At 47.1% G+C, this 25,380-nt stretch carries 18 protein-coding genes; 17 read left to right on the top strand and 1 reads right to left on the bottom strand.

The genetic code is table 11. From position 1 onward, the window contains the following. Positions 1 to 187: 187 nt before the first annotated feature. The 6 genes from GC102_RS25870 (at position 188) to GC102_RS25845 (ending at position 4,721) form a co-directional block, all read left to right on the top strand. Positions 188 to 631 carry a MarR family winged helix-turn-helix transcriptional regulator gene (locus GC102_RS25870; protein ID WP_171692078.1) on the top strand — a complete coding sequence of 148 codons (444 nt, stop codon included), beginning with the start codon at positions 188 to 190 and terminating at the stop codon, positions 629 to 631. A gap of 84 nt (positions 632 to 715) precedes the next feature. Further along, positions 716 to 1,117: a DoxX family protein gene (locus tag GC102_RS25865; protein ID WP_171692077.1), complete on the top strand. Its 402-nt coding sequence runs from the start codon at positions 716 to 718 to the stop codon at positions 1,115 to 1,117. A gap of 56 nt (positions 1,118 to 1,173) precedes the next feature. After that, complete coding sequence (locus GC102_RS25860; protein ID WP_171692076.1) at positions 1,174 to 2,130, top strand: ring-cleaving dioxygenase; 957 nt, start codon at positions 1,174 to 1,176, stop codon at positions 2,128 to 2,130. Further along, positions 2,127 to 2,735, top strand: a complete 609-nt coding sequence (locus GC102_RS25855; protein ID WP_171692075.1) for an alpha/beta hydrolase — start codon at positions 2,127 to 2,129, stop codon at positions 2,733 to 2,735. Before GC102_RS25860 ends, GC102_RS25855 begins: the two co-directional genes overlap by 4 nt. Positions 2,736 to 2,766: 31 nt before the next feature. After that, entirely contained in the window at positions 2,767 to 3,378 is a 612-nt protein-coding gene (locus GC102_RS25850; RefSeq protein WP_171692074.1) for a flavin reductase family protein, read from the top strand. Between the two features lie 182 nt (positions 3,379 to 3,560). Then, positions 3,561 to 4,721, top strand: coding sequence for an FtsW/RodA/SpoVE family cell cycle protein (locus tag GC102_RS25845; RefSeq protein WP_171692073.1), 1,161 nt, complete (start codon positions 3,561 to 3,563; stop codon positions 4,719 to 4,721). 177 nt (positions 4,722 to 4,898) lie between these two features. Here GC102_RS25845 and GC102_RS25840 read toward each other — a convergent pair whose 3' ends face one another. Then, on the bottom strand, positions 4,899 to 5,894 hold the full coding sequence (locus tag GC102_RS25840; protein WP_246321126.1) for an LLM class flavin-dependent oxidoreductase: 996 nt from the start codon (positions 5,892 to 5,894) through the stop codon (positions 4,899 to 4,901). A 589-nt stretch (positions 5,895 to 6,483) separates the two neighbouring features. Between GC102_RS25840 and desA the strand changes: the two genes are divergently transcribed. From desA to GC102_RS25785, 11 genes are all read left to right on the top strand, one after another. Continuing rightward, positions 6,484 to 7,518 carry a Delta(5) desaturase DesA gene (gene desA / locus GC102_RS25835; protein ID WP_171692071.1) on the top strand — a complete coding sequence of 345 codons (1,035 nt, stop codon included), beginning with the start codon at positions 6,484 to 6,486 and terminating at the stop codon, positions 7,516 to 7,518. A gap of 141 nt (positions 7,519 to 7,659) precedes the next feature. Further along, positions 7,660 to 8,286: a TetR/AcrR family transcriptional regulator gene (locus GC102_RS25830; protein WP_171692070.1), complete on the top strand. Its 627-nt coding sequence runs from the start codon at positions 7,660 to 7,662 to the stop codon at positions 8,284 to 8,286. A gap of 68 nt (positions 8,287 to 8,354) precedes the next feature. Then, the gene (locus GC102_RS25825; RefSeq protein ID WP_171692069.1) at positions 8,355 to 11,465 is read left to right on the top strand and encodes an MMPL family transporter; all 3,111 of its coding nucleotides are present in this window, start codon (positions 8,355 to 8,357) and stop codon (positions 11,463 to 11,465) included. A gap of 914 nt (positions 11,466 to 12,379) precedes the next feature. Beyond that, on the top strand, positions 12,380 to 13,342 hold the full coding sequence (locus GC102_RS25820) for an ABC transporter permease (RefSeq protein WP_171692068.1): 963 nt from the start codon (positions 12,380 to 12,382) through the stop codon (positions 13,340 to 13,342). Positions 13,343 to 13,360: 18 nt separating this feature from the next. Further along, on the top strand, positions 13,361 to 14,242 hold the full coding sequence (locus GC102_RS25815) for a carbohydrate ABC transporter permease (protein WP_171692067.1): 882 nt from the start codon (positions 13,361 to 13,363) through the stop codon (positions 14,240 to 14,242). Positions 14,243 to 14,395: 153 nt separating this feature from the next. Next, on the top strand, positions 14,396 to 15,979 hold the full coding sequence (locus tag GC102_RS25810) for an extracellular solute-binding protein (RefSeq protein ID WP_171692066.1): 1,584 nt from the start codon (positions 14,396 to 14,398) through the stop codon (positions 15,977 to 15,979). 89 nt (positions 15,980 to 16,068) lie between these two features. Further along, positions 16,069 to 17,109, top strand: a complete 1,041-nt coding sequence (locus tag GC102_RS25805; RefSeq protein WP_171692065.1) for a response regulator transcription factor — start codon at positions 16,069 to 16,071, stop codon at positions 17,107 to 17,109. After that, the gene (locus GC102_RS25800) at positions 17,106 to 18,950 is read left to right on the top strand and encodes a cache domain-containing sensor histidine kinase (RefSeq protein ID WP_171692064.1); all 1,845 of its coding nucleotides are present in this window, start codon (positions 17,106 to 17,108) and stop codon (positions 18,948 to 18,950) included. Before GC102_RS25805 ends, GC102_RS25800 begins: the two co-directional genes overlap by 4 nt. 477 nt (positions 18,951 to 19,427) lie before the next feature. Then, positions 19,428 to 20,195 carry an SDR family NAD(P)-dependent oxidoreductase gene (locus GC102_RS25795; RefSeq protein ID WP_171692063.1) on the top strand — a complete coding sequence of 256 codons (768 nt, stop codon included), beginning with the start codon at positions 19,428 to 19,430 and terminating at the stop codon, positions 20,193 to 20,195. Beyond that, complete coding sequence (locus tag GC102_RS25790) at positions 20,192 to 22,285, top strand: heparinase II/III domain-containing protein (protein ID WP_171692062.1); 2,094 nt, start codon at positions 20,192 to 20,194, stop codon at positions 22,283 to 22,285. Before GC102_RS25795 ends, GC102_RS25790 begins: the two co-directional genes overlap by 4 nt. 38 nt (positions 22,286 to 22,323) lie before the next feature. Then, on the top strand, positions 22,324 to 24,627 hold the full coding sequence (locus GC102_RS25785; protein WP_171692061.1) for a DUF4962 domain-containing protein: 2,304 nt from the start codon (positions 22,324 to 22,326) through the stop codon (positions 24,625 to 24,627). Positions 24,628 to 25,380 lie beyond the last annotated feature (753 nt).

Raw genomic sequence — 25,380 nt, 5'->3', positions numbered from 1 at the left:
CCGGATACTAGCGCATTATAAGCAGCAAGATAACGGGGAGCACATTATTTTAAAAATACCCATTGACAGTTATCTCAAATTGATGTATCTTTAAATCAAGATATCACAAATTAAGATTTCGCAGCACAAATCAGCATAGCACGCACACCACAGCGCAGTAAAAAAATAAAGAAATGAGGTGAACCAAATGAGTGAACAGAGAAATGATTCATTAGATCTCTATATTGCACTCTCTAGAGCAAGTGAATGGGTCAATGCCCATGGAGATCGAGATATTCGTAATCATGGATTGAATCGAACGGAATTCGGTGTTCTTGAGCTGCTTTATCATAAAGGCGCGCAGCCGATTCAACAGATTGGCGGCAAGGTGCTTATGAGCAGTGGGAACATCACCTATGTTGTAGATAAGCTGGAGAAGAAAGAGTTCGTAAAGCGAAAAACATCATCCGAAGACCGCAGGCTCATTTTTGCAGAAATTACGGAAAAAGGGAAGCAATTTATTGAAGAGATATTTCCTAAGCATACCGAGGTTATTGAGAAAGCGGTGGCTGGACTTACAGCAGAAGAGAAGAAGATAGCTAGTCAATTGTTGAAGAAGCTCGGTAAGTTTGCTCAGGATGGTTTCAAGTAGTTTGCCTCCCCTAAGAGGTGTTAACTACTTAACCTTTTAACAAATATCTTAAATTAGAGATTCTTAAATTGGAGGAGAATGAATATGAGTATCGCATTAGGATTATTAATCATTCGTTTGGTTGTTGGATTAAGCTTCATGGCGCATGGGGCACAGAAGTTGTTTGGTTGGTTCGGAGGCTATGGTCCGAAAGGAACGGGCGGCTGGATGGAATCTATCGGCATTAAACCCGGTGTTGCTATGGCAGTTATGGCAGGACTCATGGAGTTTGTAGGCGGTGCGTTATTTGCTGCTGGATTAGGTACAGTCATTGCTTCATTGCTCATCGTCATGACCATGGTCGTTGCGATTATCAAAGTACACGGCAAGAACGGTTATTGGGCTACCGCGGGCGGCTATGAATACAACTTGCTGCTGATGGCTATTGCGGTAGGAGTGGCATTTATGGGTGCTGGAACTTACTCCGTAGACGCTTTATTCAATTAATTATGGATTCTTTCGAATCAGGTCTGGACATAACTAAACTAAGGGAGATGGATATAATGACACAACAACAACAAACAGCAGGTATTCACCATATAACAGCATTCGTACAAAATGCACAGGAAACGGTTGATTTTTATGCAGGGGTTCTAGGACTTCGGATGATCAAAAAGACGATTAACTTCGACGCACCTGAAGTGTACCATCTGTACTTTGGTAATGAAATGGGAAGTCCGGGGACAATCATCACCTTCTTCCCATGGGCGCACTCTCGCAAAGGACGTATCGGCGGAGGCCAAGTCGGCATCACAACGTATGCTGTACCAACAGGCAGCCTATCATTCTGGGAAGAGCGTCTAGCGCAATTTGATATTCCTTTTGAAAAAACACAAAGATTCACAGAGACATACCTTCAATTCGAAGATCGGGATGGTCTGAAACTTGAAATCGTAGAGCGTGAGCAAGGAGCGCTTAGCCAATGGTCTTTCGGCGGCATTCCAACGGATAAAGCGATCAAAGGCTTCGGCGGCGCTGTTCTCTACAGCACTGCACCAGACAAAACTTCTCAGCTGCTAGAGCAGGTTATGGGGCTGCAGAAAGTAGGGCAAGAGGGAGCTTACGCTCGATTCAAATCCTTCGGAGATTTGGGGAACATCGTTGATATTAATGTAACTCCGATGGCCTATGGAGCTGGCGGCGCGGGTACCGTCCATCATATTGCATGGCGCGCCAAAGATGATGCTGAGCATGCTCTATGGAGAAGCCATGTACAGTCGAATGGGTTCCAACCTACGCCGATTGTGGATCGTCAATATTTTAACGCGATCTACTTCCGCGAAGAAGGCGGCATACTCTTTGAGATTGCAACGGATCCTCCGGGCTTTGCACGTGATGAACAGCCTGAGGTGCTAGGTGAGAAACTGATGCTGCCGGAATGGTTCGAGGAGAGCCGTGAACAAATCGAGCGTAATCTTCCGCCGATTCAAGTACGTGTATTGGAGGCGAAAAAACAATGAAGCATATCTTTCAAAAAGGAACGGATATAACGGCTCCGGTACTCGTGCTCTTTCATGGCACGGGTGGCACCGAACGTGATCTTCTGCCGCTAGCACAGGCGATTTCACCGACATCGTCGGTGCTAAGCGTTAAAGGTAATGTGCTTGAGAATGGGATGCCGCGGTTTTTTCGCAGGCTGGCTGAGGGAATCTTTGATGAGGAGGATCTCATCTTCCGTACCAAGGAATTGTATGATTTCCTCGATCAAGCTGCCGTGGAACACGGTTTTGATCGTAACAATCTCGTAGCCATAGGCTATTCTAACGGCGCAAATATTGCCGGAAGTCTTTTATTTCACTATCCAGATGCACTGCGAGGAGCAATTCTCCATCATCCAATGGTACCGCGGCGAGGCATTCAACTGCCGGATCTCTCAGGTATTCCGATCTTTATCGGAGCGGGTCAGAACGATCCGATCTGCTCCCCGCAGGAGACAGAGGAATTACAGAAGCTGTTAAGTGAAGCGGGATCAACGGTTGCCGTTCATTGGGAACAGGCAGGGCATCAGTTGACTCGTTCAGAGGTAGAAGCGGCAGGGACTTGGTTCAAGACGAATTTGGTATGAGACCGAGTCTAGTAAAGGTGGGAGATGCTTTGTGATATCCATTGATCCCTCGAGTCAAAGCGAGCGGGAAAACTATAAGCTATTGATAGGAAGCATAATTCCTAGGCCAATCGCATTTGTTACGTCTCTATCCTCGGAGGGTGTGCTCAATGCAGCACCGTATAGTTATTTTACGATTGTGACGGCGAACCCTCCAATGGTCGCAATCTCGGTGCAGAGGAAGCAGGGTGTTCGTAAGGACACTTCGCGAAACGCCATCGATACTGGAGCTTTCGTCGTTCATATCTCTGACGAATCGTACATCGACCAGATTAATCAAACCGCTGCTGCTTTAGCGCCGGATGAAAGCGAAGTTGCTTTAGCCGGACTTACACCCGTCGCGAGTGACAAGATTGATGTACCGGGCATCGCCGAAGCGAGCATACGAATGGAATGTGTCCTGGAGCAAGTCATAACGCTTGGCGGAACAGATGATGCTCCTGCAGCCGATTTAATAATCGGAAGAGTCGTACAGTTTCATATTGCTGAGTCCTTATATGAGAACGGTCATATTGACCCGAATGGACTTAAGCCAGTCAGTCGGCTGGCCGGCAACTCGTATGCGAAATTGGGCGAACAATTTGCGATGGATCGTCCCGTTTGAAACCATAATAGGTAAGCCCTCGTGTCCATTAATGGAAGACGAGGGCTTTTTCTATTTTTCTATCTACAAAAATGGAACTATCTGTAAAACTATTGCGTCTACTCTATGTATCTTTCGTTACCTTATATAGAAATAGGTGAATTATTATTGAAAGTATTTTCAGAGGAACGCAAATAGCCTTCATGTTGAAGCGGATAATTAAAGGGCTGGATACCATTATTTTGTTGCTGCTGCTCATCTTTATGATCATCAGTATTTTCTGCATCTATAGCGCGACACGAACAGTTCCAGACTTTTCGCAATCGTATATTAAAATGATGTATTTTTACGGTTTGGGGTTTGTGGTCCTATTTACGATGTTGTTTGTTAACTACAAACTCTTATTGCGGTTTTCGCCGCTGTACTATTTCATTGGGCTGGGACTGCTGGTCTTACTGTTTTTTAAAGGGGATACTCTCAACAATGCTCAGGGTTGGTTCACTCTTCCTGGTGGGCTCAAATTTCAGCCGGCAGAGCTCTGTAAGCTCATTTTAATCCTGTTTTTGTCGTATTTTCTGTCCAAAAGAGAAGTCGAGACCCTTAGTTTGTTCAAGGAAATACTGCCGATGGGCGTTATTACGTTCGTTCCTTTTCTCTTGGTTTTAATGCAGCCGGATCTCGGTAACTCTATCGGTTATCTTGTCATTTTTATTGTGGTCTGTTGGTTCGGCCATATCAACTACAAGCATGCTTTGATAGGCCTAGTCATTATCATAATCGTAAGCGGAAGCTCCCTCTACAGCTATATAAAATACCATGAGGAAGTAAAGCAATTCATGGCGTCTAAACATAAAGCGTATTGGTTGGATAGGGTTGATGCCGTCCTTTTGCCAGACCAAGCTTCTGAGAAAGCAACCTATCACATGAAACAATCGGTCAAAGCAATCGGATCAGGATCCTTAGAAGGAGATGGCTACCTACATGGAACCTCAGTCCAAAGCGGTCAAGTCCCATATACATATTCAGATTCCATATTCGTTGTAGTGGGGGAAGAATTTGGTTTTATAGGAGCATCTGCGTTGCTAATACTTTACTTTCTTCTCATTTATCGAATGATCACTATTGCACTAAACATCCGCAGCCAAACAGGCATATACATCATTGGTGGTATTACGGCTATGTTTCTGTTTCAAGTTTTCGAAAACATTGGGATGCTTATCGGTATCATGCCGATTACGGGGATAACCCTTCCCTTTATCAGCTATGGAGGCACCTCGCTGTTGATCAACATGATATCTATCGGTTTTGTTTTAAGTATAAAAATCTATGATGATATAGATGTAGAAGATATAATCATTCATTGATATTCAATTCTAAATCTCAAATAACGATAATTCAGCATAGGCCCATAATCACAAACTCAGTCATTCCAATCGCAAAAGCACCTGCGGTTTAGGAAAAAAGGGAAATCGGGAACCACCCTTTGGTGGCGTGGCCCCCAATCGTTGCTTGATGACTCAAAATAATGAATTCCAACCTCTCTAGCTCTCTTTGACAACCTCAGCTACAATTTCATAAGACCTCAAGCGAGCCTTGTGATCATAAATCTGGCCTGCGATGATCCACTCATCAGCTCCAGTTTGCTCCTGAAGCTTAGCAAGCTTATCGCGGACTGTGTCTTTACTGCCTACGATGGAGAAGCTTAAGGCCTTGTGAACGTAAGCTTTCTCTTGAGGACTCCACAAGGACTCCATGCTGTCGACAGGTGGGCTTAGCATGCCAGGACGGCCGCGCACGATATTCAGAAATTGCTGGTGCTGCGACGTCGCCAGATGTTGGGCTTCCTCATCGGTTGCGGCTGCAATAATGTTAACGCCAACCATCGCGTACGGCTTCTCAAGCGCACCCGAAGGGCGGAACTGACGGCGATACAGATCAAGAGCCGCCAGCAAATAATCCGGAGCGAAGTGGCTGGCGAAAGCGAAAGGAAGCCCCAGCTGACCAGCCAACTGGGCGCTGAAGTCACTCGATCCGAGCAGCCAGATCGGGATGTCTAGCCCTTCGCCCGGCACGGCGCGCACGCCCGGTACACCCTTACTCAGCGCCGGGTTGAGATAGCCGCGGAGCTCACTCAGCTGCTCCGGGAAGTCTTGGCCATCGCTGCCTAAGCCGCGGCGGAGCGCTCTTGCCGCAGCCTGATCGGAGCCAGGCGCACGTCCTAAACCAAGATCGATGCGTCCCGGGAACATCGATTCCAGTGTTCCAAACTGCTCGGCGATGACGAGCGGTGCGTGGTTAGGTAGCATAATGCCGCCGGAGCCTACGCGAATCTTTTCTGTAGCCATAGCGACATATCCGATGACGAGTGATGTGGCGGAGCTGGCAATACCCGGCATGTTATGATGTTCGGCGAGCCAATATCTATGGTAGCCCCACTTTTCAACGTGTCTGGCTAGATCAACGGAACGGTGAAATGAATCTCTTGGCGTACCGCCAACAATAACAGGAGCCAAGTCTAAAACGGATATAGGTATCATTGAATAGTCCTCCATTTTTTATATATACTACTATACCAGTATTAAGTAAGGCCCGTATAAATTGGCCAAGCTAGGAGTAGATACCTTCTGTAACGAGAAAGCAATGTTCATCATTTGTTCACTTAGACTTACCTATTTATCCACAGAAATTTCCTCATAAAGTAAACATAATTATTACATATATGGAAACAATTATTTAAGTAATGTTTGCGATAGGGAGAAATTATTGTATTTTTTGCAACATTTGAAGGGTATAACGTCGTTTTGTTCGCCTAATGTTGTATTACGTACAAAATCCTATTTACTTGGACCAAGAGGAGTATATTCAGTTTGAGAACCACCCTATGGGAAAATAAGGGTTAGGTTGCCATTCGAAGGATGATTTTTGGGCAGTGTAGAATAGTAAAAACATGGCCTAAAGCACGTATGACTTATATTGCATTTTACAAAAAGCGTTCTGGAACTTATGATGAGAGGGCAATGTAACATTTCTTCTCTTATAACGGGAACTTAATTGAATTCCCAACGTACTACATCAGGTGGCATAAATCAGTCCGGTACGAAACGGAGAGAAGGAGCTTTAATTAGAATGAGTCAACAAGACAAAGGTGGGTGGCGGTCTGACATCGCGCCTTACGAAAGACCACATATGAAGCACAGTGTGTGGCAAATCATCAATACATTAGGACCCTTTTTTATGCTTTGGTATTTCGCCTTCTTAAGTCTTTCGGTTTCTATCTGGCTTACGTTCGTGTTAGACATTATTGCAGCAGGATTCTTGATTCGAATCTTTATTATTTTCCACGATTGCTGCCACAAATCTTTTTTCAAAAATAAATTCGCAAATGAAATTGTTGGTACATTAACAGGCATTTTGACGTTTGTCCCTTATCATCAGTGGCGTCATACCCACTCCGTCCATCACGCATCCAGCGGTAATTTGGATCGTAGAGGTGTCGGCGATATCTGGACACTGACGGTTGACGAATATATGGCATCTTCTCCGGCTAGAAGACTATATTATCGGGTTTACAGAAATCCGATTGTGATGTTTATTGTCGGACCCATTTTCATCTTTTTGATTGATTACCGTTTTAACCGCAAACGCGCAGGAATGAAAGAACGTATGAATACGTACATCACGAACCTGGGCATCTTCGGGAGCATTGCACTGCTTTGTTGGGGTATGGGTTGGCAATCATTCCTCCTAGTCCAAGGTCCGATGTTTTTAATTTCAGGTATGGCTGGGATTTGGCTTTTCTACGTTCAGCACAACTATGAAGACTCGTACTATGAGAATGACGCAGAATGGGATTATATGAAGGCGGCTATGCATGGAAGTTCTTTCTACAAATTGCCTAGAATTCTGCACTGGATCACAGGTAATATCGGCTTTCACCATATTCATCATCTGAGCCCGCGAGTTCCTAACTACTATTTGGAAAAGGTTCATAACAAGAACGCTGAGCTTCGCAAAGTGCAGACAATTACATTGAAGACAAGCTTGGAATCCCTTAAATTCCGTATTTGGAACGAGGAAACGAAGAAGTTCATACAGTTCAAAGATCTCAAGCCTTTCAAGTCGAAAAGAATCATCGAGACGCTCAAAACTAAGGCGGAGTAATGCTTTAAGAAGAGTCGACGGCCTCAAGTAGCATGCTGCTTAGGTTGTCGGCTTTTTTTCTTTGATTCCATACTTGCAAAAAAGGAAGTACACACGTTATAATCATTCCATTACGACAAAAAGTGAACGGGTGTTTATTATATGCAGGTTTTAAAAGATGACGTAAAAAAGAGTATCCGCCAAGCGGCATTGTCCGAGTTCAAGAAACATGGGTATATGAAAGCCTCCATACGGCATATTGCAGACGCTGCGGGTATTACACCAGGCAATATTTATCGGTATTTTAAAAACAAAGAAGACCTATTCTATGAACTGATTCAACCCGTCTATGAGCAGCTTGCTTCTTACACCCTAGAGATCAAGAATGAGGTTGATTTCAAATTGTGCAAGGAAACTGCCGATCATCTCGTTATTTTGCGTAAAATTGATGCGACGATTTTGCAGCTTTTCAAGCAATCGAGTGTTGAGCTGACTATTCTTCTTAATCTGAGTGAAGGCTCACGCTACGAATCGGTGAAACAGGAACTCATTACGCTGGTGTATCAAATTTTGGAAAACGTATTCGTCACCACGAAGGAAACTCCGACCCCGCTCGAAGTGAATGAGCAGCAATCTGCACGGATGCTAGCTGTTACGCTTATTGAGGGGATGAGCCTTATTCTGCGTGATTATGAGGATGGCGATACGATTAAGGTGCTGGTTGATGAGCTGTTGTACCTGTATTCTGCGGGTATTTCAGAAAAAATAAAGCTTCAAGGACAGTGCTAAAATTTTTTTGAGTCAAAAATGAACGCTTGTTTACTAACGATTTGTAAATCGGAGGAGGAATTAGAGAGATGAAACAAATTATTAAATGGCGTTGGACGATTGTCGCCTTGTGGCTGGTAGCCACCGTAGTTCTCACGGTTTTTCAACCCGATGTGAATGCTATTTTAGGGCTCAGGGGCCAAGATCCGCTGCCAAAGGACAGTCCGTCCAAGGTGGCTACATCAATTTTGAATAAAATGAATGGGGTTGAGGGGACTAGCGATATCATCGTGTTCCACAACCCGAATAAACTGTCAGACGCCGACATGAAGCAGATTGAGTCAGGTATTACGAGTATGAAGAGCCATCAAGCGGAGCTTGGGTTCGATCAATTGCTTGATCCTTTCTCACTGCCTGACGCTAAGTCCTCGCTTATTTCTGAGGATCAGACGACATTAATGGCGAGCTTTAGTTTGGATAAAAGAGGACGTCATGTCGATGAGATTCAACAAGAGTTTGAGGCTGTTTTGAAAGATGTGAACGTGGATTACTACCTCTCAGGTGAGGATTTCATTCAGAACGATTACATCAAAGCATCCGAATCTGGAGTGGCAAAAAGTGCGGCTCTAACGGTGATTTTCATCCTAGCGGTGCTGGTCATTATGTTCCGTTCCGTTGTTATTCCGATTGTCTCGCTGCTTGCTGTGGGTATTTCCTACTTGTGCTCCATGGGGATTGCCGCGCAGCTTATTGATAAGTTTGAGTTTCCAGTGACAAGTGTCACGGAGATGCTGTTAATTTTGATTCTTTTCGGCATTGGAACTGACTATAACATCCTGTTGTTCAATCGGTTTAAAGAAGAGTTATCCCACGGTCTGTCCGTGGATGAAGCGATTATTGTGACATATAAAACGGCTGGGAAAACAATTTTTTACAGTATTTTGACCGTATTTATTGCTTTCGCGAGCTTGACCTTCTCGGACTTTGGTATTTATAAATCAGGCAATGTGGTCGCTATTGGTACCGCGGTGCTCTTGCTTGAAATTATGACGGTGACTCCTTTCCTCATGAAAGTACTGGGCAGTAAGCTGTATTGGCCTTCCAAGGGTGCAACCGGGCATAAAGAAAGTAAATTTTGGGCTAGCTTAACGGCTATTGCGGTGAAAAGACCGGTGATCACAACGCTGCTTATTCTGATTGTGATGATTCCGATTGCCCTTTCCAACCATCAGAAATTGTCTTTTGACCAGTTGAAAGAGTTAGGGAATGACCATGAATCCACCAAAGGATTCAGCCTTGTAGCGGATCATTTTAGCCGAGGTCAAGCGCTGCCGACTATGGTCGTAATAGAGAATGATAAAGCCATTGATAATAATGACGGATTAGCTGCAATTGATAAGCTAACGGACAAATTGAAGAGTGTTCCGGGCGTGGATAAGGTGTCGAGTGTGACACAGCCGCAGTCGAAGCCAATTGATAGCTTCTATATTTCGACCCAAACGTCGACCGTCGCAGAAGGAATTACGGCTTCGCAGAAAGGCGTTAATCAAATAAAAGATGGTTTGAATTTGATGCAGAGCAAACTGGTCAGTCCAGATTTGTCCGGCACCGACCAGTTAGTTGACGGAACGGGAAAAGTTCAGGATGGCTACAGCCAGATTACAGTTGCGCTGGGGCAAGTATCGAAGGGTATTGCACAGGGTGCCGACGGAGCTGGGGAGCTAAGCGCGGGCATTGCGAGCTTAAAGGATGGCATGACCCAAGTCGAGGCTAATACGTCGAAGATTAGCAGCGGGCTTACGCAGCTGCAGCAGGGTTACAGTGCCTTAGCTGACGGCTATAGTCAGATTGAAGGGAAGCTTCCTGGCATTCAGCAGGGGCTGACTGGGATGAATGGGCTTATCGGCGGGCTAGGTGAAAAGTACAGCCAATTGTCTAAAGATAGCGACTACATCAAGCTGAAGCAGACGGGGGAGGGTCTAGCGTCCGGCCTTGCCCAGCTGAACGGCGGGCTGAAGGAGCTTGGCGCGAATGCCGCCAAGTTGAATGGCTCTTTCGCTGAGGCTGCTGCGGGACTTACGCAGATTAACGGTGCGCAGGCGCAGCTTGCTGCGGGATTGGCTTCATTGCAGAGCGGCTCAGAGGCGCTTGCGAAAGGGCTGAAGCAAGGCAGCGCGGGCAGCCAAGAGATCGCCGCGAACATGGCGAAGCTGAATGACGCGCTGGGAAGCGTCAAGGACGGGCAGCAGAAGCTGAACGAGGGCTTGTCGGGCTTGGTTGGCGGTATGGGCCAACTGAAGGACGGCCTCGGCCAAAGCGGCAACGGACTGGGCGATGTGTCCGAAGGGCTCGGCAAAACGAGCCAATTCCTGACGCAGTTGAACAGCTCGAAGACGTTCTTCATACCGAAAGAAGCGCTTGCGAGCGCGGATTTCGGCAAATCGTTGGACAGCTTCATGTCCAAGGATCGCAAGAGTACAAAACTCATCGTCATTCTGAAGGATGATCCGTACTCTTCAGCGGCTATGGACACCATTGAGGAGATTAACGCCGAGTTAGCGTCTAGTTTGAAAGGTACAGTGCTGGAGAAAGCGAAAGTTGGTGCCGCGGGACCAAGCTCCACGACCTACGACACGAACAAAGCACAACTAAAATCGTTCAACAGCACGGCGATCATCGTGATTATTGGCGTATTTATTGTCCTGTTGTTCGTGATACGCTCCTTCTGGCCAGCGGTCTATATCATCGTGTCCCTAGTTATTTCCTACTATGTGGCTATGACCGCTACCAATATCGTTACAGATAAAATCATTGGTGCAGACGGTGTTTCGTCTTTCGTACCGTTCTTCTCCTTCATCATCATCATCGCAGTCGGTGTCGACTACAGCATCTTCCTGATGATGCGATATAAAGAGCTGGGCGAATTATCGCCGTCAAAAGCGATTGTTCAGGCCGCTAAGCACATCGGCGGCGTGGTGATCTCGGCTATGGTCATCCTCGGCGGTACCTTCGCGACGTTGGTTCCATCAGGTCTAGTTCTGCTGATTGAGCTAGCCGTTGCCGTGATCGTTGGGCTCGTTGTACTTTGCTTTATTTTGCTGCCGATGCTGCTGCCGGCTTTGCTAGCTATGCCTGAGGCACTGCGGATGAAGCGCAAGTCAGCGGCTAGGCAAGTGTCCACGGAGAGTAGAACCGCGTGAGCATGAAGTCCATTGATTAGGCGCCTCCCACATTTGTGGGTGGCGTTTTTTTTTTTTTTTTGTATGGAGCAGCAGCCCGACTGTAGCGATGAAAAACCGTCTTACGAGCGGGGGAATTCACATAAAGGCCGAGTAGATGTAAGTATAACGATGAAAATCATCGTTAAAGTGATGGTGTTGAGGAGTAGCCCGACTTTAGTGATGAAAAACACGCTTACGAGCAGGAAAATTCACATAAAGGCAGAGTAGATGGGAGTATAACGATGAAAATCATCGTTAAAGTGATGGTGGTTGAGCAGTAGCCGGAATTTAGCGATGAAAAACATTCTTACGAGCAGGAAAATTCACATAAAGGCAAAGTAGATGAAAGTATAACGATGAAAATCATCGTTAAAGTGATGGTGTTGAGCAGTAGCCCGACTGTAGCGATGAAAACATTCTTACGAGCAGAAAAATTCACTTAAGAACCAATAGAATGAATGGGGGTGTTGACGTGTTTGGGAGTTTGAGGATGGTTGATGCAGGCCTGGCAGAGCTTGAAAACCACATTACATGTATTTTGTGCTTCAAAATTATGCGTTGAATGTTTGTTGGAGGGTTTTATATACAAAATGTGCAGCTAATTTCTCATAAAAGTGTTTTAACTCATGATTTCTTGGGAATTTGATGTAGGAAACGCAGCTAATTCATAGGAAATGCATAGCTGAAGCAATATTAGCTGCATGTTTTACATCAAAAGGAGTGCGATAGCTATGTCGCGCTCCATCGAATACCTTCGCGCACCCCCCGCACCACGGCACTTCCCCCACCTAAAAAAAACACAAGTGAGTGAAAAGACAATCCATTGTTGCAAGCGCTTTAGCAAGGTACGATGTAGGTATAACATCAGCGAAGAATAGTGAGGGGGGCCAAGAATGGCGGTCAACGCACAAGCGGTTAAAAAGATGAATCAGCGCTCGCAGGTACGTAAAGGTAGATCCTTTCTGCGAACGTTCTGGAAGTATAAGGCGTTGTATTTAATATCGCTGCCGGGGATTTTGTATTTTATTGTTTTCAAGTATGTACCCTTGTTAGGTTCAGTCATTGCTTTTCAAGATTACAACATTTTTGAAGGCTTCACGGGGAGTGAATGGGTTGGGTTCGAGCATTTCACTCGGATGTTTGCCCATTACGACTTCCTCAAGATTTTGAAGAATACGATTCTGATCGGCATTTACGATTTGGTACTGGCTTTTCCGGCGCCAATCATACTCGCCTTGCTGCTTAATGAGCTGCGCGTTGTAGTGTACAAGCGGTTACTTCAAACCGTTGTTTACATGCCTCACTTCTTATCGTGGGTTATTGTGAGCGGGATTGCGATCGGTATTCTTTCTCCTTCAACGGGGGCTTTGAACCATCTCATCACTTGGCTAGGTTTCGAGCCGATTTATTTCATGGGTGAAGAGTCATGGATTCGTACAGTGCTCATTTCTTCGGGTATTTGGCGTGATTCCGGCTACGGTACGATCATTTATTTGGCTGCACTGGCAGGGATTAATCCAGATTTATATGAAGCTTCTGAGGTGGATGGCGCGAACCGTTGGAGACAAACGATTTCAATTACGCTCCCGTCGCTTCTACCAACCATTATGATTTTGTTCCTCCTTCATATCGGTAAATTCTTAGATTTTGGCTTCGAACGTGTTTACGTGTTCCTGAACCCGCTGAATAAGGAAAATGGTGAAATTTTAGATACGTATATTTACACTGCAGGGTTGTTAGGTCAACAGTTTAGCTATACAACGGCAATCGGACTTTTCAAAGCATTAGTTGGTGTGATTTTTATTGTTACTGGCAATATTTTAAGCAAAAAAACAACGGGTGAAAGCTTGTACTAAGACGGAGGTGAACGCTTTATGAATCGCAAGCCGACAGCCGGCTGGCAAGTTTTTAACATCTTTAATGTGCTATTTCTGACTCTTCTATCGCTAGCGATGCTCCTGCCGTTCTTAAACGTGCTGGCCCAATCGTTCAGTTCTTCGGAAGCCATCGTGAATGGGAAGGTATTATTCCTGCCTGTTCAATTTACATCGATTAACTATCAATATGTGTTTAGCGATGCGGCGATCTGGCGTTCTTTCGGAGTGACCGTGTATATTACAGTAGTGGGTACCTTGATCAATCTGATCGCCACGGCGTCACTAGCGTATCCGGTGTCTCGACCAGAGTATGCTGGCCGTAACGTTGTCGTTATTATGGTTCTCATTACGATGGTTTTTACAGCTCCACTGATTCCAAACTTTATTTTGATGAAAAATTTACACCTGACGAATTCGCTTTGGGCTTTATTGCTTCCAGGTGCGATCAGTGCCTTCAATTTTTTCATTATGCGGTCCTTTTTCTTGCAAATTCCGAGTGAGCTGATTGATTCCGGACGTATCGATGGCTGCTCCGAGCTTCGCATGATCTGGAATATCATTCTGCCTTTGTCCAAACCGGTAATGGCCTCTCTGGGGATCTTCTATGCGGTGGGTCACTGGAATACGTACCAAAGTGCACTGTACTATATTAACAAGCCTGCCTTATGGCCGCTTCAGGTAAAGCTTCGTCAATTAATCGTGTCTGAGGATATCAGTATTGATCCGAACGCTTCCCAATTCAGCGGACTTGCTCATATGGATCCGGAAGGCATCAAGATGGCGACCATTATTATTGCGACGATCCCCATTATTCTTATCTATCCGTTCTTGCAGCGTCATTTTGTCAAAGGAATGATGGTTGGTTCGGTAAAAACTTAAGGAAATCGTACTGCATGAAATCAACAATTTCTGCAGCATTCTAAAAAAAAGACAAATCGAACTAAAGACATTCCATATCGGCAATTTGTAAACGCTTTTACAATGAAGGTGTGAAACCGTTCATATCTGAGTGAAATGAAAAGAGGGGTAGAAATGAAAAAATGGATTCCCACCACGATGGCAGCCGTGATGATGGCCAGTTTGCTGGTTGCTTGCTCTTCTAAAACCGCTGAACAACCGGCGTCTAGCGCGGCGGCTGGCACGTCAAACGCGAAGCCTGCTGAAAAAACGAAATTCTCCATCTCCTTGCGTACACTCGCATTCGGACATGTAGAGAAGTCGCCTGATATTAATCAAGACAAATGGGTGAAAAAGTTAGAAGAGATGACGAACTCCGATATGAATATCGTACTTGTTCCTCACAAAGAATATGATCAAAAAATGATTCAGATGTTTGCAACCAATGATATTCCTGACGTTGTACAGGGCAGTGGTGGTGTGAACGGTAAAGAAATGGCTGGTTCCGTGAAAGCGGGTGTGTTCACGCCTCTTGATGAATTGCTGAAGAAGTATGGACCGAATCTGCTTAAAAAAGTGCCGAAAGACGCTTGGGATAACGTAACTTATCAAGGTAAAATTTTCGCCATTCCGGAATACTTGTCCAACCCGTCCCGTCGCTCTATCTTCGTTCGTAAAGATTTGCTTGATAAAGCAGGCCTAGGGGTTCCTAAAACGGTTGACGAGTACATGGCCGTACTTCGCAAGTTCAAAGAAATGGGCGTTGAGAACCCGTATATGGGTCGTGAAAACTTCAAGTACGCAGACTCCTTCTTCGGTGCTTATGACGTATTTCCTTACTTATCCATGTTCGAGAAATCAGGCGATCAAGTTCTGCCTAAGTTCTTCGACACAGAGAATATGACGAAAGCGCTGCAAACGTACAAAACGATGTTTGATGAAGGCTTGATCAATAAAGAGTTCGCAACGATCAACGCTACAGTGTTTAAAAACACCATCCTTGCGGGTAAAGCAGGTATGTGGTCCATGAACGCGAATGAATTGCTGCAATGGGAAACACAGCTGAAAACAACGGTTCCAACGGGCGATATCGAGATCATCGCATCTCCGACAGGACCAGATGGCAAAGGCGGCCACTACTTGTACGGACCTGCGCCGCGTGCTTACTTCATCAATAAGAATGCTAAAAATGCTGCGCAAATTATCCAGTTCTTCGATTGGATGATGTCGGATGAAGCAGAGAAATACTTCACTTTCGGTATTGAAGGTGACACGTACAAAACGGTGGATGGCAAAATCGACTACAAAGCTCCAACAGATACAGCGGGTGTCGATGAAGAGCGTTACCGTCAATCCTTCTTGTGGCTTGTCCAAGATACGACTTATAATAAAGGGACACTTAGCTTGACAGAAGAAGGTAAGAAATTAATGAATGTCTACGATACAACGTTAAAAAATGAAGGGCGCGACGGTATCAGTTTCGAGCCACGTCTTGAATCATTAATGAAAAATCCTGACATTTCGCCGCTTTCCGACCAAGCACCTCCAGTCATTCTCCAGCACATGGTGAAGATGGTGTACGGCAAAGAGCCGATCTCCGATTGGCCGAAAGTATTGGAAGAGTGGAAATCCAAAGGCGGTAACGAAGTAATCAAGGAAGCAACAGAGAAATTCAATAGTAAAGATTCCGGTACGACCGTGTCGATGCCGCGTAAATAAGCTCATCTGCTGAGCATGACCGCCTCCTCACGTGCCCACCAGCACGTGGGGAGCGTGCATTTCATAAGGGTTTGAAAGGAGCATTCCTCATGTACCGCATACTCATTGTCGATGACGAACCGATGATACGCAAAGGCTTACAGAAACTCGTTGAACAATCGGAGCTCCCCATCGAAAGCCTGCGAACGGCTGAGAATGGCGTTGTCGCGCTGCAGCGGATTCAAGAGGAACGACCTGACTTCCTGTTCACCGATATTCGGATGCCTAAGATGGACGGGCTGGAATTATGTGCTCGTGTTGCAGAAATGGATGCGGACATACAAGTCGTGGTCATTTCCGGCTATGGTGATTTCGAATATGCACAGAAATGCCTGTCTTACGGGGTGAAAGAGTATTTACTGAAGCCCGTTAATATTAAGGGATTTCAGCATGTGTTAGAGAAGCTAATACGTAACCAAAGTAAAGTAAGCTCCGAATCCTTCGTTGCTGTGACGAAGTTGGAGCAGTGGGCTGGCCGCATGGAGCAAGCCGTGTGGATGCTGCAGCAGGCGGAATTAGACTGTGTCGTTGAGGAAATTCAAGCGGAGCTGAAGGCCAATAAGCTCAAGCTCAACCGGGTTAGCGATATTTTGCAAGAGATCCACACCCTCCTGCACCAAAGGTTAAATGTGAGGGATGTATATTTTATGCAGGGTGAGCTTGATTTAACCGGTGCTGTGAGCGAAGAGGAAGCGTGGCTTCGTTTCACGACCGCAATCAGTGGGTATCTGGATGAGCTTCGAATCAAACGTAAAGGCAAGCTTAAGGACCCTGTTGAGGAAGCCAAGCACTATATAGAGACGCATCTCGCTGAGGAAGTATCTTTGGAAGAGGTGGCTGACTTTATCGGGCTTAATCCTTCTTATTTCAGCCAACTGTTTAAGCAAAGTACGGCAGAAACGTTCGTGCAGTACCGCACGCGCAGACGCATGGAGAAGGCGAAGAAGCTGCTCCAACAGCCGCAGTGGCGAATTACCGATATCTCGGGTGAGGTCGGTTACGCCGATCATCCCCATTTTACAAAAACATTTAAGAAATACGAAGGCTGCCTTCCTTCTGAATATCGACAACAAATGGGTATCCGTTCATGAAAAGAAAGACGCTGTCAGGTCAAATTTATACGTACTTTCTCATTGTGATCGTGCTGTCTCTTTTGTCCGTAGGCGCTGTATCCTATTGGCAATCATCACGGGCGTTAGACGACCAAGTGAAGCAGTATATGGAGCAAATGGTCGATAGTGCGAACTATCAGACGGATAGTTACTTGCAGGCTTACGAGCTGCTTAGCAATGCCTTTTCGTCCAACTCCGATGTGCGGGCTTTCATGGAAATTAAGCCAGATGACGCGTATGAGTATTATGTGTATTCGGATAAAATCAAGAAATTTTCGGAATCTTCCGTTCAGTCCGTTGTCACCTTGTACAAACAGTTGAACATGATTTATGTCGTCGGTCAGCATGGGCGTTCTTTCATTTATGAAAACCAAAATCTGCTGAACTTCGATCCCGTGCTCGTACAAGAACAATTCGATAACCTGATGAAAATTGCGGGTGACGGCAAAATTGCGCTGCTGAATATGAGCATACGTCCAATTGATCAAGGAACTGTCGTGACGATGGCTCGTAAAGTCAGAGGACCTTCTTATGGCGATGAGAATCGCGGGGTTGTTGCCATTGAAATCAAATTAGCGGAATTGGCGAAAACGTGGGATCGTGTCAGCTTGGGTAAAGAAGGCTTTTTCTTTATCGTCGATGATACCGGGAACTATATTTACCCGCCTTCCATGGGGCAGCGTAAGCCAAAAGATGAACTAGCATCGCTCGTTTTGGCGAGCGGCAATCAGACATTCCTCCATAAATACAATGGGGAAGAACGTATGTTTGTATCGAGGAAATCCGGTTACTCCGATTGGAATCTTGTCGCATCGATGCCAGTTGAAGAGCTGCGCCGCCCAGCCGATACGATTCGAACGACGACCATCATCGTTGGTCTGGTTACATTGGCTATCGCATTATGGCTAGCATACCGTTTCGGCAGGTCTATTATTGCCCCCATACGAGGGCTGAAAGACAGCATGCGGGAAACAGAAAAAGGAAACTGGCAGTACATCGACGAGATTGGTCGAACGGATGAGATCGGTGGACTTATTCACAGCTACAATCTAATGGTGACGCGTCTTTCCGATATGATCGAACGGGTGTATGAAGCCGAGCTGCTGCAGCAAAAGAACCAGCTTGAGCTAGGTGAGACGAAGCTTGAACGGCAGCGGGCAGAATTTCAGTCTTTGCAGCTGCAGATCAATCCACATTTTTTATATAACACGTTGGAAACGATCAATTGTTATGCAATAGTTCAGGATTCCAGTGAAATTACAGAGATGGTAGAAGCAATGGCTTTCATGCTCCGCTACTCGGTGCAGACGAATTTAGAAGAAATTACAGTAGCGAATGAACTTAATCATGTGCGCAATTATATGATTGTTTTGCAGCACAGGACGGGAAAAGAGTTTGAAATTGATGTCGCGATCCCGCCAGGATTGCTGTTGGAGAAGATGGTTCGGCTGACTCTGCAGCCGCTCATCGAAAATATTTTTCAGCACGCATTCCCGGATGGTGTGGAACCACATCATTTCATACGAATCGATGCCCGCAAAGAAGGCGGATTATTCCAAGTGTTCATCGAGGACAATGGCACAGGCATCCAGCCGGAGAGGCTCGCCGAGCTGCGCACGAAGCTGGAGGAAAACCGTTTGGCAGAACCGGAAGAGACAGGCGAATCACAGGGGGGCGGCATTGGACTAATGAACGTCCACCGACGGATTCAGATGGTGTTCGGCGAGGCCTACGGCTTGTCTATTGATAGTGAGTGGGGACGAGGGACCCGTTTAACGATGACAATGCCGGAGACGGTGAGGCCTCGGTTGCGTGGGTGAGGTGGCGTTTCGTCCTTGGGAGACGGACTTTCGCTAGTTAGACCACTTCCTCTAGTAAACAATATCCTCTAGTTAAACCACACCCTTTAACTGGCCTTCTACTTCCCTCTACTTTGAGTTAAGGATGTTTTGTAGCGTTAAATGGGAAGGTTTCTGCGTGAGGCATCGTTTAGCGATGAAAAACATCGTTTCAGGTGGTAGAAAGAAAGGGAATGGTCATTTCCCTCCGCGTTAAGGATGTTTTATATCGTTAAGTGAGCAGATTTCCGCTTGAGTCATTATTTAGCGATGAAAAACATCGTCTCAGGAGTAAAAAGGACGGGAATGGTCGTTTCCCACCGCGTTAAGCGTGTTTTATATCATTAAGTGGGTAGATTTCCGCTTGAGTCATTATTTAGCGATGAAAAACATCGTCTCAGGCGGTATCTACAAGAGTGATCTAATTTTTTTTTATACACATACATGGGAGGAATTCAAATGAAAATCGATTTAACGGGGAAAATTGCACTGGTGACGGGATCTAATGCGGGAATTGGACGCGCAATTGCACTAGCTTTGGCTAGCAATGGGGCGAAGGTTGGCGTGAACTGCTTGAATAACGTTGCACAAGGGCAGGAAGTTGTAGCAGCCATTCAAGCGGCAGGCGGCGAGGCCGTATTGGTACAGGCGGATGTGACGAATTTGGAGCAAATCGACAGACTCGTGAGTGAAGTTGAGCAAGCTTTGGGTGGGACGATTGATATTCTCGTGAACAATGCAGGCCATCTCGTTCAGCGTGTGGCGAATTCTGAAATGTTCGAAGAGATGTACAACCGAATTATGGATGTAAATTTAAAGAGTGCCGTGTTCATGTCCAAAAGAGTGCTTGCCGGCATGAAAGCGAAGGGCTACGGCCGTATCGTGAATATGACATCGGTTGCTGCGCATAACGGCGGCGGACCTGGTTCCAGCATATATGCAGCTAGTAAAGCAGCTGTACAAACATTCTCCAAGGGATTAGCAAAGGAAGTAGCGGCAAGTGGAATTACCGTCAACAACGTATCCCCTGGCTTTATCGGCAATACGATGTTCCATGCGACATTCACAACGGACACTGCACGCCAAGCAACTGTAAATGGCATTCCGCTGCAGCGTGAAGGAACACCGGATGATGTAGCAGGCGCAGTTCTTTACCTTGTTTCCGATCTAGCTGCCTACGTAACAGGTGAAACGATCGAAATCAACGGCGGGATGATGATGCGATGAGTACCGCGCTGAGGCTAGGCGAAAAGCTGGAAAAACTGACTTGGACAGGCCGTACAGCACACATATTGAAAGAGGAAATTGATAGGCTGCAGCAAGCGGGCAGCCTTTCCATTCCTAAGGAACCTGGGGGTTGGTGGCACCAGTATGTCTGTCCACACCATCACACCGAACTGATGTTCGATCCGATGCAAGTGGATGCGTCCGAATTTCTATGTCCGCACGGATGCAAAATCGAGGGAGAAGCTTACCGAGGCGCTTGGCTCGTGTTCAAGCACCAATCACTTGCGCGGGTGGCTTTGCAGTCAGCGGCCGTTTATGCAGCGCTGGGGGAAAAGTCGTACGCGCAGATTAGTAAAAGGCTGCTCGTAGAGTACGCTGAGCAGTTCCCGCTCTACCCCGTGCATCCGGAAGCTCAGAGCTGGATGCTGAAGGGGCGGGCTTTTCACCAGGCGCTGACCGAGGCGATCTGGTCCACGACCTTGATTCGAGCTTACTTATTACTGCGCGATGAGGGTGTTGTTTTCGAGGCGAAGGAGCAGGCGGCGATTGACGCCTTCCTGGGTTTGCTCGCGGGTAGTATGGAAGAATACCGGCACATCCTGATTCATGAGCGGAACAACGCGGAGAACAACTACACCGCTTGGCTGAACGCGTCATTATCTTGTGTTTATGCCGCTCGCGGAGAACAAGCGGCGCTGGAAGCGCTCATTGAAGGCCAAGGTGGCTTCAAGCATCACTTATCGATCGGCGTGAAAGCCGATCAGCTGGAGTTCGAGGGAAGCACGTATTACCACGTATTCGTGCTTCGGGCGTACTTAATCTCTGCGGAGATGGCGCAGCGATTCGGTATCGATCTCTACGCCACGACCGGCGCAGATGGTCAATCCATGCGCGGCATGCTCGAGGCGCTAACCGATCTGGCCGACGACCAGGGCGCGCTGCCCGCCCTGCATGACGGGCCGCTGGCGCGGGACCCTTACGCCCGCGAGATCGCCGAGATCGCTGAGCAGGGGCTCGCGATCTACGGCATCGCCGGGCTTGCGCCGGTCCTGCGCGAAGCGTACCGGCAGCTAGGCGCAGCCGGCGGCGAGCAGCTCGAGGCGCTGCTCTACGGCGCTGGCGAGGCCGCTGACCGCGCGCCTGCCCTAGAGCCGCGTGGGTCGCGGCTCTGGCCGGACGCCGGCTTCGTCATCGGCCGCGCAGCCGGGAACCCGCTGTCGTTCCTCGCCGATTTCGGCGAGCACGGCGGGTCCCACGGCCATTACGACAAGCTGCATCTGACGTTGATGCACACCGACCAAACCCTGACGCCCGATTTCGGGATGGTGCCTTACGGCTCGCCCATGCGGAAATCGTGGTTTGCCGAAACCGCCAGCCACAACACCGTGTCGCTGGATGGCCGATCCCAAGCGCCGCATGAAGGGCGCTGCCTCCGCTATGAGGCCAACGATTCGACCGTGTACGCTTGGCTTCAGTCAATAGAAGCCTACGAAGGGTGCACCTTGAATCGTCATTTGCTGCTTACCGGCGAGTGGTTGCTCGATTGGTTCCAAGTCGAGCTCGCAGGCGAAGAGCCGAAGAGCATCGAGTGGTGGATGCATCCGGCTGTTCAAACGCATTCGGAGCAGTCGCTCAGCCGAGATGAAGTTTACAAACTTCTCATTGAACAGAAGGATGCTGCTTCCAATGCCATCACTGTCACTGAGCAGGATCTACCGATCATCGGCCAGTTCGTGCCTAGCGATTCAATCGACGCAAGCGGTTCAGCTCAATTGAACGTATCCTATGCCCTTTGCTCTGATCCTAACGGCTCCGCTGCGACCGTGTTCCATACGGCGCTTGTGCAGCCGGGCGATGAGCTTCTCGCTGTACAGACACCGGGCGACTCCGTTGATCCGAGTCAGTCGCTTACAGCGATGCTTCACCGTCGCAATGACCGTAAGGCTGACTTTATTCATGTGTATCGTGCTGGCAGCTGTGCTGAACTCACTCACATTTCCGCACAGGAAATTGCCATTTCAGTCCTGGGACAAACGAACAGCTCAAAACACATTCAATTAACAGCTGATAGAGGCTTGCTTATTATATAATTTTCAAAATAGAGAACCCACCCGGGAGGAGAATGGATATGACTTCACTGTCACCATTATACGAACCGCAGAGCGGCGTTTTAACTGTACAATACGAACCGAATGAGTTGACCGCACTGCTGGAAAACCCACCTCGTTTCACTTGGATTCCTGCACAATTGGAGCATGATCGCTATGTACTGCAAATCTCGCATTCTGAGGCCTTCTCTCAGGCTGACACACAAACGATAAAGCCGATTCCATATAACTTATATACACCGGATGATGCGCTAACCCCAGGTACATATTTCTGGCGGTACGCCCTTCTCCAGGAAGATGGTTCCCAAACCGTCTGGAGCCTCGTTCGGCGCTTCGAGGTGCCAGCCGATTTACCGGAGACGCCACTGCCTAGCAGAGAACGCAGATATGCGGAAGCATCTTCCCAGCACCCTAGATTGTGGCTGCAATCCTCTGAGCTTGATGACTTCCGCAGTAGGCTAGCAACAGATCCGGCTTATTGCGGGTTTGATATCTTTTACGAGAAATCCGTTAAACCTTGGATCGAGCGTGAGCTGATTGCAGAGCCGCTGCCGTACCCAGGCAATAAGCGGGTAGCTAAGCTATGGCGCCAAATGTACATGGATACCCAAGAAGCGCTCTATGCGGTTCGCCATCTCGTGGTGGCCGGTACGATTTTGAATGACGAAATGCTGCTAGATCGCGCAAAAACGTGGCTGCTCCATCTATGCAGCTGGGACGTGAACGGTACAACAAGCCGTGACTACAACGACGAAGCTTCATTCCGAATGGCTGGAGCTATCGCATGGGGCTATGACTGGCTTCATGCCCAGCTAACAGAGGATGAGCGGAAGCGGGTACGGCAAGTTCTGCTCGCCCGTACGCATCAAATCTCCCAGCATGTTATTGAGCATTCCAAGATCCATCATGTGCCGTTCGACAGTCATGCGGTGCGTTCGCTATCCAGTGTATTGGTTCCTTGCTGCATCGCTCTCTTGAATGAGGAGCCGGAAGTGCGCGAATGGCTTGATTATACACTCGAGTACTATGCGTGCTTATATTCTCCTTGGGGCGGACCGGACGGAGGCTGGGCGGAAGGTCCGATGTATTGGACGACCGGGATGGCTTTTGTTACGGAAGCGATGAATTTGCTGAAGAAATATACCGGTATTAACTTCTATAAAAGACCGTTTTTCACGAAAACAGGCGATTTCCCGCTATACGCATTCAGCCCGGATACCCTTCGCGCAAGCTTTGGTGACCAATCGACCCTTGGCGATCCGGTTAGCTTGAAAACTGGCTTTAACATCCGTCAGTTCGCCGGTGTGACTGGTAACGGTCTGTACCAGTGGTATTTTGAACGGGTACGTGAAACGGATACCGATTCGGAAATGAAATTTTACAATTATGGTTGGTGGGATTTCCGTTTCGACGAAATGGTCTACCGTCATGATTATCCGCAAGTGGAAGCTATCGCCCCAACAGATGCGAATATCGAGCCGGTCAAATGGTTCCGCGACATCGGCTGGGTGGCATTCCACTCGCAAATGGCCGATCCAGAGCGCCATATCATGCTGCTGACGAAGAGCAGCAAATACGGCTCCGTCAGCCACAGTCATGGCGACCAGAACGGCTTCCTGCTGCATGCTTACGGGGAACCGCTTGCCATTGAAAGCGGTTATTACGTAGCATTCAGCAGCACGATGCACATGAACTGGCGCAGGCAGACGCGCTCGACGAACAATATTTTGATTGACGGTTTGGGCCAATACGCCGAGAAGAATAAAGTGCTGAACATGGCGGCTAATGGGTTCGTCGAAGTTGCCGAGCAGCGCAAAGGCTACGGTTATTCCCGTAGTAACGCAACCGCAGCATACAAAGAGTACGTTCCATATTTGGAGCGTTATGTGCGCGAGCTTTACTTCTTCGGAACGTATGTTGTTATCGTCGACCATATCGACCTGTCGCAGGCAGGCTCTGTTGACTGGCTATTCCAAACGCTGTATGAAATGAAGCTGAATGGACAGACTTTCAAAGTCCAGGGCCGCAAGGCGGATATGGACGGGCGTTTCGTCTATTGCTCATCCGGTGAGCTGGAACTGACGCAGCATCAAGGCTTTACGGATGTGGATACAGCCGAAATCGAGGGACTGCCGCTGCACTGGCATCTCAAAGCAACAACCAAGCCGGCGCGCAGCCACCGCATGGCAACCCTCCTAGTGCCGATCAAGCATGGCGAGCCGAAATACGTGTCCTATTTCATGGATGATCAGGGCTTCGACACGCATATTTATTTCACCGAAGACGGTGTAACGCATAGAGTCGAGGTTCCGAAGGCTTACTAGATTTTTACAAGCGGCACTCATAATTTAACTACAAAGATCGATCTCTTATTCGCTGAACTAGCGAGAGGGGTTGATCTTTTTTTCGTATAGGAAGCTATTTGTTTTATATAGAAAATGATTGTTATTGTATGGGTAGCTATAGGTTCTAGGAGTGTGAATAAGTGTCTATTCAGCTGGAAAGGGAGGATGCTTTTGTTTTTTGCGGAGTAAGCGGATAAGGGAGAGGTTAGTCGGATTTAGGTAGGGATTCGAAAGAGGGGAAAGATTTGAGTTGTAACTAGAGGATTTGAAATTGATGAGATAGCTGAAAGTAATCGAGATGGGGATAGGAGATAGGAGGAGATAAGGCATAAGAAATAAGAAATAAGTAAAAGGAGATAAGAAGTGAGAAGTGAGAAGTGTGAGTGGTGATGGATGATAGATGAGTGGTTCTGAGCTCGAAATTTCGTCTAGATTATGCTGGTTTTGGATGCCGAATGAATTAATTGAGGGTTCGAAATAGCAACTGAATGCTTTGGTATTAGATGAATTAGATCATTTTATCGAAATAAAGGAGCTAACAGTAGAGGCTGACGTCTGCAAGTTGTACAGCGTACAACATTTTCCTGGATATTATCTCTTTTTACTAGAAATGTTGTACTTCATACAACAACTTGGCCGCATTTCACCCTAAATTGGACTCTTTTAAGCGAAACTGTTGTATTTTCTGCAACATTCGCCTCAAAAACGCCGATTATCCTCATTATTGTTGTA

This window comes from Paenibacillus germinis (genome assembly GCF_013141785.1).
Classification (GTDB): Bacteria; Bacillota; Bacilli; order Paenibacillales; family NBRC-103111; genus Paenibacillus_E; species Paenibacillus_E phytorum.
This window is presented reverse-complemented; position numbering and strand designations above follow the sequence as displayed.